This is a genomic window from Kribbella sp. NBC_00382 (assembly GCF_036067295.1).
In the GTDB taxonomy this organism is placed as follows: domain Bacteria; phylum Actinomycetota; class Actinomycetes; order Propionibacteriales; family Kribbellaceae; genus Kribbella.
This window is the reverse complement of record NZ_CP107954.1, coordinates 3327719-3340532: the sequence shown is the minus strand read 5'-3', so window position 1 is coordinate 3340532 and position 12814 is coordinate 3327719. Positions and strand designations below refer to the sequence as shown.

General features: G+C 67.3%; 15 protein-coding genes. 8 read left to right on the top strand and 7 right to left on the bottom strand.

What is annotated here, in order from left to right; translation table 11 throughout:
• Nucleotides 1-15: 15 nt before the first annotated feature.
• Both OHA70_RS16285 and OHA70_RS16280 read right to left on the bottom strand, forming a co-directional pair.
• Nucleotides 16-453, bottom strand: coding sequence for a VOC family protein (locus OHA70_RS16285; RefSeq protein ID WP_328333336.1), 438 nt, complete (start codon nucleotides 451-453; stop codon nucleotides 16-18).
• Between the two features lie 69 nt (nucleotides 454-522).
• Nucleotides 523-1683: a hypothetical protein gene (locus OHA70_RS16280; protein WP_328333334.1), complete on the bottom strand. Its 1161-nt coding sequence runs from the start codon at nucleotides 1681-1683 to the stop codon at nucleotides 523-525.
• Nucleotides 1684-1891: 208 nt separating this feature from the next.
• Here OHA70_RS16280 and OHA70_RS16275 point away from each other — a divergent pair, with 208 nt between their 5' ends.
• On the top strand, nucleotides 1892-2881 hold the full coding sequence (locus tag OHA70_RS16275) for a cation diffusion facilitator family transporter (RefSeq protein ID WP_328333332.1): 990 nt from the start codon (nucleotides 1892-1894) through the stop codon (nucleotides 2879-2881).
• Nucleotides 2882-2941: 60 nt separating this feature from the next.
• Here OHA70_RS16275 and OHA70_RS16270 read toward each other — a convergent pair whose 3' ends face one another.
• Nucleotides 2942-3853, bottom strand: coding sequence for a LysR family transcriptional regulator (locus tag OHA70_RS16270; RefSeq protein ID WP_328333330.1), 912 nt, complete (start codon nucleotides 3851-3853; stop codon nucleotides 2942-2944).
• A 128-nt stretch (nucleotides 3854-3981) separates the two neighbouring features.
• Here OHA70_RS16270 and OHA70_RS16265 point away from each other — a divergent pair, with 128 nt between their 5' ends.
• From OHA70_RS16265 to OHA70_RS16255, 3 genes are read left to right on the top strand one after another with little or no spacing between them, the layout of a single operon-like run.
• On the top strand, nucleotides 3982-4692 hold the full coding sequence (locus OHA70_RS16265; protein ID WP_328333328.1) for an SDR family NAD(P)-dependent oxidoreductase: 711 nt from the start codon (nucleotides 3982-3984) through the stop codon (nucleotides 4690-4692).
• Nucleotides 4693-4711: 19 nt separating this feature from the next.
• Nucleotides 4712-5824, top strand: a complete 1113-nt coding sequence (locus OHA70_RS16260; RefSeq protein ID WP_328333326.1) for a YbfB/YjiJ family MFS transporter — start codon at nucleotides 4712-4714, stop codon at nucleotides 5822-5824.
• A complete protein-coding gene (locus OHA70_RS16255) occupies nucleotides 5821-6180 on the top strand; it encodes a YybH family protein (RefSeq protein ID WP_328333324.1) in 360 nt (119 codons plus the stop codon). Before OHA70_RS16260 ends, OHA70_RS16255 begins: the two co-directional genes overlap by 4 nt.
• Nucleotides 6181-6349: 169 nt before the next feature.
• Here the strand turns inward: OHA70_RS16255 and OHA70_RS16250 are convergent, their stop codons facing one another.
• Genes OHA70_RS16250 through OHA70_RS16240 form a run of 3 tightly spaced genes read right to left on the bottom strand, consistent with a single transcriptional unit; the run spans nucleotide 6350 to nucleotide 8351 of the window.
• Complete coding sequence (locus OHA70_RS16250) at nucleotides 6350-6754, bottom strand: VOC family protein (RefSeq protein WP_328333322.1); 405 nt, start codon at nucleotides 6752-6754, stop codon at nucleotides 6350-6352.
• A 12-nt stretch (nucleotides 6755-6766) separates the two neighbouring features.
• Nucleotides 6767-7474 (bottom strand): SDR family oxidoreductase, encoded by a 708-nt coding sequence (locus OHA70_RS16245; protein ID WP_328333320.1) that lies wholly within the window; start codon nucleotides 7472-7474, stop codon nucleotides 6767-6769.
• Nucleotides 7475-7487: 13 nt separating this feature from the next.
• Nucleotides 7488-8351, bottom strand: a complete 864-nt coding sequence (locus tag OHA70_RS16240; protein ID WP_328333318.1) for a DUF427 domain-containing protein — start codon at nucleotides 8349-8351, stop codon at nucleotides 7488-7490.
• Between the two features lie 120 nt (nucleotides 8352-8471).
• Here OHA70_RS16240 and OHA70_RS16235 point away from each other — a divergent pair, with 120 nt between their 5' ends.
• From OHA70_RS16235 to OHA70_RS16225, 3 genes are read left to right on the top strand one after another with little or no spacing between them, the layout of a single operon-like run.
• Nucleotides 8472-9065, top strand: a complete 594-nt coding sequence (locus OHA70_RS16235) for a CGNR zinc finger domain-containing protein (protein ID WP_328333316.1) — start codon at nucleotides 8472-8474, stop codon at nucleotides 9063-9065.
• Nucleotides 9062-9883, top strand: coding sequence for a pyridoxamine 5'-phosphate oxidase family protein (locus OHA70_RS16230; RefSeq protein WP_328333314.1), 822 nt, complete (start codon nucleotides 9062-9064; stop codon nucleotides 9881-9883). Before OHA70_RS16235 ends, OHA70_RS16230 begins: the two co-directional genes overlap by 4 nt.
• A 2-nt stretch (nucleotides 9884-9885) precedes the next feature.
• Nucleotides 9886-11628, top strand: a complete 1743-nt coding sequence (locus OHA70_RS16225) for an MOSC and FAD-binding oxidoreductase domain-containing protein (RefSeq protein ID WP_328333312.1) — start codon at nucleotides 9886-9888, stop codon at nucleotides 11626-11628.
• A 97-nt stretch (nucleotides 11629-11725) separates the two neighbouring features.
• Here the strand turns inward: OHA70_RS16225 and OHA70_RS16220 are convergent, their stop codons facing one another.
• Nucleotides 11726-12148 carry a VOC family protein gene (locus tag OHA70_RS16220; protein WP_328333309.1) on the bottom strand — a complete coding sequence of 141 codons (423 nt, stop codon included), beginning with the start codon at nucleotides 12146-12148 and terminating at the stop codon, nucleotides 11726-11728.
• Nucleotides 12149-12234: 86 nt separating this feature from the next.
• Between OHA70_RS16220 and OHA70_RS16215 the strand changes: the two genes are divergently transcribed.
• Complete coding sequence (locus OHA70_RS16215) at nucleotides 12235-12741, top strand: tetratricopeptide repeat protein (protein ID WP_328333307.1); 507 nt, start codon at nucleotides 12235-12237, stop codon at nucleotides 12739-12741.
• The last annotated feature ends 73 nt before the right edge of the window (nucleotides 12742-12814 follow it).

Here is a 12814-nt window from a genome sequence, read left to right as displayed (position 1 = left end):
GCGACCCAGCCCACCTTAGGTTGCTGTGATTCCGTGGAGCAGGCCTGTGGTTTGGCCTATTTCTATGAGGTAGCCGTCGGGGTCGCGGAGGTAGCAGCGGATCTCTGCGCCGCGGTCCTGGGGCTCGGTGAGGAAGTGGGCGCCTTTCGCCCGGGCGGCGGTGTAGAAGGCGGCGATGTCGGCGACTCGGACGTTCAGGAACGCGGATACCGGGTCGCCGGGCTCGGGCGCCCTGAGGGTGACGTCCGGCTTGTCAGGAGTCGGGCCGCCACCTGGATTCATGATGATCCAGGTGTTGGCGACCCGGACGGTGGCGGGATTCTCGGCCAGTACGACCTCCCCGCCGAACACCTCCGCGTAGAACTCACGCGAGACCTGAACGTCGCGCACGGTCAAGAAGTGAGTCACCACCAATCCGTGCTCCGGCGCGGGAAACCCGTTCTGCTCCGTCATACCTGCCTCCAACCGATCGATGTCCAAATACAGACAGCTCAGGCCTTGCCGGTGTGACAGGCCAGTCGGCTAGGCCGTGACCGCGAGCAGTTCTTCGAGGGAGGCGCGGGTCATCGGGTAGGTGAGGAGGTCGAGGGTGCCGCGTTCGGTGGTGTCTGCTTGGTCTGCGTCTGAGGGGTTTATGGCTTCGCAGATGCAGTTGTAGGTCCAGTTGAGCCAGCCGCTGACGGCTACGCCGAAGGAGGAGAGGGTGAGGTTGGGCCAGGTGCCGGCGGATTCCACGTAGCCGTCGCGGAAGGCGATTGCTGCCTTTTCGTTGAAGGTTGGGCGGAGGGTCCATTGACCGAGAGCCGCGCCGATTTCCAGGGCGGGGGTCATGGAGCCGGCGAAGTCCCACTCGGTGACGACCAGTTCGTCGTGGTGGCCGATGCGGACGTGTTCGGGGATCAGGTTGCTGTTGCAGAGGATGAAGTCGGCGGGGTCGGCTTCGAGTTCGATCCGGTTGAGATCGGCTATTGCTGGCAGGGATTCGGCCAGCAGGTCGGCCCACGGTTTCTGAGCGGCGCGGGCTCGGGCGAGGAGGTCGGACCAGTCGGCGCTGGACTTGCGCGTGGTCAGGTACCAGCTCATCGGGGACTCGCTCGGGATGGCCAGCGAGTGCAGGATCCCGTACGTCGTACCGACCTGGCGCGCGACTGCTGATGGCGTCGGGAGTACCGGTGCCGGGCCGACCTCGAGCCACTCGTGGACCCGCCAGTTCTGTCCTTGCACGGGCTCGATCAGGAGGCCGCGAGGACTGCGTACCGGCGCCGGAGCGGCGACCCCCGCGGCGACGGCGGCTTCGCGCAAGCGTGAGCCAACCTCAGCTTGTTCGGAGGTGATCCAGTCGTAGACGGTGACAGCCAGCCAGCGACCGCGGTCGGTGGCGATCGACCAGCAACGCCCCATCGGCGTGAACGAAACAGGTGACGGCACCCCGACGACAGCCCCCAGACCGAAGGCAGCAGCCAGCCCCTCGGCAAGACCTTCAGGAGCAACCGGTACTGCGGCAGCCCGCCGCTCGACCTCGGATTTCAGCTCGGCCCAATCACGCATCCCGTACTCGACCGCCAGCGCGCGCTGCGCGTCGGTCAAGGATGCTGTCGGGTCGGATTCGCGGAGTGCGGCCAAGAGGTCTTTCGCCTCTTTGCGCAGGAACCCCAGGCTCGGCTTGTCAGGCAGAAATCTCACAACGTGTCCTCTCGCGCCCGGACTCGCACAGGCCACAAGGAGCACGATGCCCTAGCCAATGAGGAGAACCTGGGGTGGCTTCCAGCCTTCCGGCGAGTCTCGACGCGGCCCCAACCACGCTCCCTCAGACGCTATCCGACCACCTGGGAGCTGGTCAACGCACCCTGAGTTGCAGGTTGTGGCAAGCGGAATGTGCTACGACTGCCTCATGGTGGATGGAGACGGGGACGGGCGGCATCTGCTGGCGGAGGTGCCTGGGAGCGCGGCGACCGGTGGTGGCGAGAGTCTGACGACGGTATTGGTTGCCTTCGGAGCCAATGTGCTGATCGCGATCGCCAAGTCGGTGGCCGCGCTGGCGACCGGGTCGGCCTCGATCCTGGCCGAGGCGGCGCACTCCTGGGCTGATGCCGGCAACGAGATCTTCCTGTTGATCGCGAATCGGCGGGCGCACAAGCCAGCCGATGAGCTGCACCCGTTGGGGCATGGGCGCGAGGCCTATGTGTGGTCGCTGTTCGCCGCGCTCGGGCTGTTCGTCGCGGGCGCCGCGGTGTCGATCACGCACGGGGTCCAGGAGCTCATCACGCCGGAACCGGCCGGACACTTCGTCATCGGGTACGTCGTACTGGGCGTCTCCTTCGTCCTCGAAGGCATCTCGTTCGCTCAATCGGCCCGTCAGGCCAAGGGCGAGGCCGCCACCCTCGACCGCGACCTGATCGAGCACGTACTCGCCACCTCCGACCCGACACTCAGGGCAGTGTTCGTGGAGGACGCCGCCGCGCTGGGCGGACTCGTCATCGCGGCCGCCGGCCTCTTCGCGCACCAACTGACCGGCTCAGCCATCCCCGACGCCATCGGCTCGATCCTCGTCGGCCTGCTGCTCGCCTGGGTCGCCCTGCTCCTGATCAACCGCAACCGCCGCTTCCTGGTCGGTCAGGAAGCCGATCCGAAGGTCCGCCAAGCCGCCCTGCAGGCAATCCTCGCCGCCCCGGAAGTTGCCCGGGTCACCTATCTCCGCCTGGAGATCGTCGGCCCCCGGATGATCTCGGTGATCGGCGACGTCGACCTCACCGGCGACGACACCGAGTCGCATGTAGCCGTCCGCCTCCGCGCCCTCGAAGCCAAAATCAGCGCCTCCCCCGCGGTGGCCGGCGCAGTCCTCAGCCTCTCGGCCCCCGACGAACCCACCCTGAGTGCCTGACCTCCACACAGCCCTGCCACCCGGCACCGAGATCCTGCAGATCCACTCCGTCGTACGGACCTACCGGTAGGGATCCTCGACCGGGAGCCAGCACGCGGAGAGGTCGGCGCAGAGCGGTGGGACGTCATCCGTCAGCGCGTGGATGGTGGATTGGACCGCTGTGCGGGGGTCGGACGCGCGGGACAGGAGGGACCAGGTCCAGTACGGGGCCGGGTCGGTGACTGGGCGTTCGGTGAGGTCGGGCGGCGTTGGGGTGGTGGTGCGCTTCGGGTTGTTGAGGACGGGGCGGCGGAGTCGGCGGACGTGCTCGTGGAAGGCCGGGCCGGTCATCCCACCGTCGTCGACGTACTCGAGTCGGGCTCCGGTGGCTCGGGCGAGCTCCTCCGCGTAGTCGTTCCACGAGGACCAGGTGGCGATGTCGGAGTCCACCAGGATGATGACGTCCTTCGCGAGTACCGGCGAATCGTCGGCGCCTGGCGATACGGCGTACAGGCGGTCGGCGCCGAGGAAGCGGGCCTCGAGGTTGAGCTCGGCCAAGGCGGAGGTCTTGATCCAGGCGATGGCCAGGTCGACGCTGCCGTCGGCGACCCGGGCGGCCTGCGTGTGCGACGGCAGCACCCAGGCGTCGATGCGGAGTTGGGCGATGCCGGAGACGCGGGTGATCAGGTCCGGCGGATGCCAGCTGACGTAGCCGAGGCGGACCGGTTCGGCCTTGGCCAGGCCGACAGCTGAGCGGCGGAGTTCATCGGCCTGCTTGAGGAGGTCCCGGGCCGGCGCCACGAGCGCCTCGCCGGACGGGGTCAGGGTGACCGAGCGGCGGTCGCGGTCGAACAGCTTGATGCCGAGGTCGCGTTCGAGCGCCTTGATCTGCTGCGACAGCGACGGGCCGGCGATGTGCAGGGTGGCGGCAGCGCGGCCGAAGTTCAGCTCCTCGGCCACCGCGACGAAGTAGCGGAGCTGTCGCAGTTCCATCCCTCGATCGTAGGCGTTGCCTCCCAGCAGGGAGGCAACAAGTCGTGGAAACGCCGCTGGCGCCGAGCCAGTATCGAGGCACGGAGAACGATCGCTCTCCCCGAAGAACACAGAGAGAAGAGCAAGCTGTGAGTACCCAGAAAGTCGCAGTCGTCACCGGCGCATCGCAGGGCTTCGGCGCGGGGCTGGTGACCGCATACCGCAAGCTCGGGTACGCCGTGGTGGCCAACTCGCGCTCCATCCAGCCCTCCGACGACCCGCTGGTACTGGCCGTGGCCGGCGACATCGCCACCCCGGGCGTCGGCAACCGGATCATCGAGCAGGGCCTTGAGGCGTTCGGCCGGATCGACACCGTGATCAACAACGCCGGCGTCTTCATCGCCAAGCCGTTCACCGACTACACCGACGAGGAGTTCGACCTCGTCACCGGCGTGAACCTGCGCGGCTTCTTCGAGCTCACCCGGCGCGCTGTCCAGGCGATGCTCGCAACCGGAGACGGCGGCCACATCGTGAACATCTCGACGGCGCTGGTCGACCACGCCAACTCCAACGTGCCGTCCGCCCTCGCATCGCTGACCAAGGGCGGGCTCAACGCCGTCACGCGGTCCCTGGCGATCGAGTACGCCGGTCGCGGTATCCGGGTCAACACGGTCTCCCCCGGCATCATGCGGACGCCGATGCATCCGGAAGAGACTCACGAAGTACTGGCGGGCCTGCACCCGGTCGGCCGGATGGGCGAGATCTCCGACGTCGTCGGGGCCGTCACCTACCTCGAAGAGGCGCCGTTCGTGACCGGCGAGATCCTGCACGTCGACGGCGGCCAGAGCGCCGGACACTGACCTCGAGAGGAAGCGCGAGATGAAGGCGGGCCAGGTGGGCGCGGCATTGGCGGTCGGGATGGGAATCGGGCGGTTCGTCTACACCCCGATCCTGCCGCTGATGCAGGCGCAGGCGGGGATGTCGGCGACAACCGGCGCCCACCTGGCGACCGCCAACTACGTCGGCTACCTGATCGGGGCTCTCATCGCCATCGTGGTGCCCAGGTCCCAGCTCGTACTGCGATTGGCGCTCCTGACCCTGATCGCAACACTCGCCCTGATGCCGGCCGGCGGTTGGCTCGTACTGAGGTTGCTGGCAGGAATAGCCAGTGCCCTCATCTTCGTGATCGCCACCAGCGCACTCCTCCACAGCCCGGCGCATCACCTGATCGGCTGGGCACTCGGCGGAATCGGCGCAGGGATCGCGTTGTCGGGCCTTGCCGTCCTCATCATCCATACGTGGCAAGACGCCTGGTGGACAGCCGCAGCACTTTCGTTGGCAATCGCCGTTCCGGCCTGGCAACTCCGTCCGTCGGGCGAAACCACCCAACCGTCACAGGTCGCCGCCAACAGTCCGCGCTGGTTCGGAGCGCTTCTCGTGAGCTACTCCCTCGAAGGCGTTGGCTACGTCATCGCCGGTACGTTTCTGGTTGCCGCTATCAACCAAACGACCACCGGCCCGATCGGCAGCACCGCCTGGGTCCTGGTCGGCCTCGCCGCCATACCGTCCACTGCACTCTGGGCCTGGCTGAGCCGCACCTGGTCGCGCCCGACCCTGCTCGTCACCGCTCTGATCCTGCAGGCCATCGGCTTGGCCCTGCCCGTCCTGAGCGGCGGCACGATCCCAGCATTGCTGTCAGCAACGCTGTTTGGGGCAACCTTCCTGGGCATCTGCGGCATGACTCTGGCCATCGGCGCACATCTCCAAGTTCCACGCGCCGTCGCCATCCTCACCACCGGCTACAGCATCGGACAGATCATCGGCCCGCTGGCCGTCACACCACTTCTCCACAACGGCTACCACCAGGCGCTACTCATCGCCGCCGCCATCGTCACACTGGCAGCAGTCGCTGCCGGCGCCCTCAGACACCACTTCCCGCACCACCTCGGCCCGCTACCGAGCCGGGTTCACCTCAAGGAGCTCCAAGCATGAACACCAGCAGCATCCTCAGTACCGTCCTCGACCAGTGGAAGGCCGGCGTAGACGCCCACGACCCGGACGCCGTCGCCAAGGTCTTCACCGACGACGCAATCTTCCAAGGCCTGCACCCGTACAGCGTCGGTCCCGCCGGCGTAGCCGAGTACTACGCGTCACAACCCCTCGGTATGAAGGCCGACTACGAAATCCTCGAGACCAGGCAACTCTCAGACGACCTCATCCTCGGCTACCTCAAAGTCGCCTTCTCCTTCGTCGACCGCCCCACACTAGACGTCAACCTGAGCATCCTTGCCCACAGCAACAACAACACCTGGAAGATCGCCCACTACCAGGTCTCGAAACTCAGCTGACGCGGCTCTCCGCCGGCTCCCGACTCGGCGACAGGGCGGGCTGGCGGACGACTTTGTCCCGGTCGACAGGACGTAGTCCCGATCAGCTAGTGCACCCCCAGACTGAAACGACTCGCTGCGTACGGCGTCTCGGCGGTGCACTACCTGTCGATCGGGACCACCGCGACGCTCACTTGCGCCACGGCAGGTGCTGGAGGGTCCAGGTGTTGCCGTCGGGGTCGGAGAAGTAGGCGAAGTAGACGCCGCGCACCTCTTCGATCGGCTTCACATCGACGCCTCGGGCGATCAGCGCCTCGCGGGTTGCCTCGATGTCGGCGACGATGAGGTGCAAGCCGCGGAGGGAGCCGGCGGGCATCTCGACCTCGGGGATGCCGGTGGAGAGCTTGATCGAGCAGTACGAGCCGGGCGGGGTGAACTGGACGATCCGTACGCCGTCCACCGGGCTGACGTCGACGTCCAGCTCGAAGCCGAGTTGGTCGCCGTAGAAGGCTTTGGCTCGGTCGATGTCAGTGACCGGCAACGGGACCAGTTCGAAGAGCATCTCGCCGACGATGACTGCGGGTTCGTGGGACATGGCTGGGTCTCCTCAGACGATCGGTTCGCCGCCGTCGACCGCTACCGAAGTACCGGTGACGAAGGTGCTGGTGAGGGCGAAGATGACAGCGCCGGCGACGTCTTCCGCGGTGCCCAGGCGGCCGACGGGGTTCTCTGCGACCCGATGGGCGAAGAGCTCGGCTTTGGCTGCCTCGCCGAGGCCGTCGTACGCGCCGGTGTCGATGGTGCCGGGCGAGACGGCGTTCACGCGGAGCGGCGCGAGTTCGACCGCGAGCGATCGGGCGACCGCATCCACGGCCGCGTTGGTCGCGCCGACCGCGAGCATCCCGGGGTGCGACTTACGTGCGGAATGCCCGGAGAAGAAGACGAACGAGCCGTCGGTCGGCAGCCGCGGCGCGAAGTGCTTGGCCAGCAGGATCGGGCCGATCACCTTGGTCTGGAAGGACCCGAGCATCGCGGCCGGCGTCAGCTCAGCGACCAGCCCGCGAGCCCGCGCCGACGCAGTGGAGACAACATGGTCGACCTCGATCGATTCGGCGAGCGCGGCGATCGACGCCTCGTCATTGAGATCCACCGTCGCCGTCTCGACAGCAGTTCCCTTGTACGCCGCCGCCAGCACCTCCTGATCGCGACCAGCAGCCACGACCTTTGCACCCGCCGCGAGTAGTGCCGTCACCGTCGCCCGGGCGATCCCGCTACCGCGGCCGACGACCAACACGGTCTTGTTTTCCAATGACATCGCGCTATCCCTTTCAGTCGACCGAGATGAGTTCGTCGGTGTCGAGCCCGCGGTCGATGCCGTGCGGCTTGACCTGTTGCCCCGGCTCCGGCTGCAGCCGTACGTCGTCCAGCGTCACCTCGACCTTGTCGGCCTCGAAGGACACGAAATCCGACACCCGGCCGACCTCGTCGTAGGCCTCGCGATACGACCAGGCCGCGCGCTTCGCAGTACCGATGTCGTAGTAGTCAGCCAACCCCTTGTACGGGCAGAAGGTCTGCCCGTCGACCGGCGTGAGCTCGCCGTCCACGATGTCCTCGCGGGGCACGTACCACCGCGGCGCGAACCCCGACTCGTACAGCACCACCGGCCGCGACGTCTCAGCGATCACCCGATCCCCATCCCGTACTACGAGATGCCGCGACGTCCTCCGAATGTCGATCCGGTGATAAGCGTCCGCAGCGTGCCCCAGGATCCGCTCGTCCTCCTCGTAGAACGCATCCATCGCCCGCCACGCAAAAGCGACCCGGCCGGCCAGATCCCCGGCGTACGCGGGCAGATCGATGTGCTCCCAAGCCGCCCGCTGCGTCTCACGGCCGCCGCCGCCCACCGTGAACCAGGCGGTCGTGCCCAAGTCGCGGTGCTGCGTCGTCCGCTCGCCACCCGACAGCACGTCGGCGCGAACGTCGCGGCGCGGGAAGTACGCGACCGGGTAGCGCCCCGGCTCGTGCAGCAGGACCACGTCCTCGCTGTCCGCGATCCACTCGCCACCGAACCGGACCCGCATCCGCCGCCGCAGACGCTCGGCGTACAGCAGCCGCTCGGGCAGCGGTTCCGGCGTCAGGAAGCGACCGACCGCGCCGCCACCCAGTGGTCCTTGTTGCCAGGACAGTCCCATGATCGCTCTCCACTTCCGTTCGTTGCTAATGTTGAAATGAAGTTAAAACCGTTAGCTTGGTTTGCGCAAGCCCCAAGCACAGGGTTGATCTGTGGCGTAGCTAATGCGTAAGATGTCCTCATGAGCATGAGTCCGAGTGTTGACGACCTGTTGGCCGCCGGGTTCGCCATGGGCGGCGAGCGGCTGGCGGCGCTCGACCTGGTGGACACGCAGCTACTGGCAGTCAGTCCGCCGGTGGATCTGATCGAGACGCCGGAGCAGCTGGCGAGCTGGTGGTCGTTGCAGGCGGGCCGGCTCCCGGCTGGACCGGTGCCGGACGGTGCCGCGGTGCGCCGGTTGCGGGCCGCAGTACGGGAGGTGCTCGACTCGCACCTGACCGATCGGTTGCCGTCGGCAACCTCTGTGGACGACCTCAACGCGGCCGTCGCCGGGGCGCCGCAGAGCCTGCGGATGGTGGCTTCTGGCGAGGGGTTGCAGGCCGAGACGCGCTGGCATCCGGAGTACGGCGGGAACGCGGCGCTCGCGATGATGGCGCGCGAGACGATCGAGCTGATGACCGATCCGGCCCGGCTGGAGACGCTCCGGAGATGCGCGAACCCGAACTGCTCGATGCTCTTCCTCGCCGAGCACAAGCGGCGGCAGTGGTGCATCGGCAGCCGGTGCGGCAACCGCACTCGGGTCGCCAGGCACTACGAGAAGACGAGGCAGTCATGATCGGCTTCCACGAGGGTGAGCTGGCGGTCCAGGAGAAGGCCGGAGTCGCCCACGACGCGGCCCGGTTGGAGGGAATGCTGCGGCCGGCGTCGCTCGAGGGTGGCGCTCAGAAGTTCCTGGCGCAGCGCGACTTCGTGGCGATCACGGCGCGCGACGGCGATGGGCGGCTGTGGACGAGCGGTCTTTCCGGGCAGCCTGGGTTTCTCGCTTCTAGTGGGAGCACATTGACGATCGGTGCTGCGCCTGGGGCGGGCGATCCGTTGCACGGAGTACCGGCGTGGCAGCCGGTCGGCGTACTGGTGATCGATCTGGCGTTGCGGCGACGGGTTCGGATCAATGGGGAGCTGGTTCGCAGTACGGACGGGGAGCTGGAGATAGCGGCGGAGCAGGCCTACGGGAACTGTCCGCAGTACATCCATCCACACGAGGTCACCCAGCCGGCGGCGACGCTGCCGATCGTGACCGACGGGTCGCTCAGTGCGGCTGCGGCGGCTCTGATCGAGGCGGCGGATACCTTCTTCCTCGGTACTGCGCACCCCACGCGCGGCGCTGACACCTCACACAAGGGCGGCGAACCCGGCTTCGTGCGCATCGACGGTGGGGACCTGTGGTGGCCGGACTTCCCGGGCAACAACATGTTCAACAGCCTCGGCAACATCTCGGTCGACCCGACTACCTCGTTGCTCTTCCTCGACTTCGCGACCGGTACGGCGCTGCATCTGTCCGGTACGGCGACAATCGACTGGAACGCGGAAGGCGAGACGGGCCGGGCGGTCCGTTTCCATCCGACTCGGTCAGTACTCAACAGCTGGAGCTGATGATGGCGACGCTGCGGTCTCTGAACGTCGGTCTGCCGAAGGACGTGGCTTGGCACGACCGGACGGTCTATACGGGTGTCTTCAAGGCGCCTGTCGATGGGCCGCGGATGGTTCGTCGACTGAACGTCGACGGCGATGGGCAGGGCGATCTCGGCGGGCACGGTGGCGAGCAGCGCGCGGTGCTGGTCTACCAGCTCGATTCGTACGCGCACTGGAAGGAGCACTTCGGGCGCGAGGACCTCACGTACGGGATGTTCGGCGAGAACTTCACCGTGGATGGGTTGCCGGATGACGAGGTCTGCATCGGTGACCGGTATCAGATCGGCGAGGCGGAGTTCGAGGTCACGCAGCCGCGGGTGACGTGTTATCGCGTTGGCATGCGTCTCGGCGAGCCTGAGCTGCCGTCGCTGCTGGTCGCTCATCACCGGCCGGGGTTCTACCTCCGGGTGATCAAGGAGGGTCGCGTCGAGGCGGGCGACGAGATCATCCGGACGCAGGTCGGCCCGGAGGCGCTGAGCGTCGCGGATGTCGATGCGCTGCTCTATCTCCCGAATCGCGACGAGGCGAAACTCCAGCGCTCCCTCAACATCTCCGCCCTAAGCCCCGGCTGGCAACAATCCTTCCGCGACCTATCCGCCCAGTACGCCACTGCGCCTGCGGCTGAGGAGTCTTCCTCGGTCGGTTGGCCGGGGTTCCGGCCGTTGCGGGTGACTGCGGTGGTGCCGGAGAGCAGCTCGATCATCTCGGTCTGCTTCCAGCCGGAGGACGGCTCTGGTGGGCTGCCTGCCGCCCAGGCCGGCCAGTACTTGACGCTGCGGCTCGCGGCCGGTTCCGACGCTCTCCCGGCCGTTCGGAGCTACTCGCTGTCGTCAGCGCCGGGCGCTGCGGAGTACAGGATCAGCGTGAAGCGCGACGGCCTGGTCAGCAGCTACATCCACGACCACCTCAAGCCCGGGATGACGGTCGACGCAGCAGCACCCCGCGGCGACTTCGTACTAACCGCCGACCCCGGCCCAGTCATCCTCGTCTCAGCCGGCGTAGGCATCACCCCAGTACTAGCCATGCTCCACGCCCTCGCCACCGAACAAGCCGACCCACAGGCCGCCGCCGAGTCAGCCGCCCCAGCCAGCTCCAGCCGGGCAGTTTGGTGGATTCATGTGGCGCGGGACGAGGCTCAGCAGGCGTTTGCCTCGGAGGCGGGTCAGCTGTTGAGCGGTCTTCCGCTGGCGCATCAGCGGGTGTTCTACACGGCAACGGGCAAGCGGCCGACTGCTGATCAGTTTGCGGAGCTCGGGTTGCCGGCTGAGGCGACGGCGTACATCTGCGGACCGGCCGGCTTCATGACCGAGATGACAGAAACCCTTGCCGGCTTGGGGATTGCGCGCGATCGGATCCACACGGAGCTGTTCGGCACACTGGCAGCGATCAACCCCGGCATCACCGACCGCCGCGCAGTGCCGCCTCATCCACCTGAGGGCACGCCCGGTACCGGCCCGTTGGTCACGTTCGCTCGCAGCGGCCTGTCCGTGCCGTGGTCGGACAGCCAGCCGTCTCTGCTCGACCTGGCCGACGCCTGCGATGTACCGACGCGCTGGTCCTGCCGAACGGGCGTCTGCCACACCTGTGTCACCCCACTGATCTCCGGCGAGGTGACCTACAGCCCAGAGCCCTTGGAACCCGCCCCCGCCGGCCAGATCCTCCCCTGCTGCGCAAGACCGGCCAGCGAGGTAGTCCTCGACCTCTGAGCTCCTACTCCTACTCCAACTGCTGCTGCCTACTGCGGCCGCGGCGGGGCGAGGTCCTGGCGCTTGCTCCGGCCGCAGTCGGGTGAGGTCCTGGCAGCTACTCCGGCTTCGGTTTCGGCTCGGCTAGTTCCCAGACGTGGCCTGCTGGGTCCTCGAAGGCGGCGCTGCGGATTCCCCACGGACGGTCGAGCGGGCCGTTTAGGAACTTGACGCCGCGCCCCGCCAGTTCGGCGTACAGGGCATCGACGTCATCGACCGGGATGGTGAACTGGAAGCGCCGTCCCGCGTCGGCGCCACCGACCGGTGCCGGGGCGATCAGCTCGGGCGCCGCCGACGCCACCAGCAGGTTCACGAATATCTCCCCGAACGCGTACAGCGCCGACTCCTCGTCCTCGTTCACCACCGGCAGCCCGAACACCTCCCCGAAGAACCGCTTGCACTCGGCCAGGTCCTCCACGAACACCGTGATCGCCTGGATCCCCCGCGGCCACCCTGCTTCAGTCATCGCTGCTTCAGTCATCGCTGACTCCTTCTCGATCGATCCGATGCCCGCCACGTCGGAGCGGCCGCGCGAGGCTCGACATTCCGGCGCGGCATGATGGGAGGGTGAGCGAAGACCTGACGCCGGAACTGGCCGCGACCATCGACGAGGCGTTCTCCCGGCGGGACCGGGACAACATGCAGCCGACGATCGACTTCTTCGAGGACCTGCTGACCAAGCACCCGGGCAACCCGTATGTGCTCTACGAGGTCGGCGGCTCCTACGACACGGCCGGCCAGGAAGAGAAGGCACTCCCGTACTACGAGCAGGCGCTCCCCGGCCTGACCGGCGACATCAAACGCCGCTGCCTGCTCCAGTACGGCAGCACGCTGCGCAACCTCGACCGCTTCGACGAGTCGCTCGAGGTCTTCAAGGCCGCCAGCCAGGAATTCCCCGAATCCGACTCGCTCAGAGTCTTCAAAGCCCTCACCCACCACGCCGCCGGCCACCACGACAAGGCCCTGGCAACCCTGCTCCTCGTCATCGCCGACCGCATCGACACCCCCGAACTCAAACGCTACGAAGCCGCCATCCGAGGCAACGCCGAATACCTGGCCAACCCCCACGCCTAACTCGAGCCCCGCCCCGCTACCGCTTGAAACAAGCGAACACCTTGAACATCTAGCGGTGACCTTGCACAAGCTC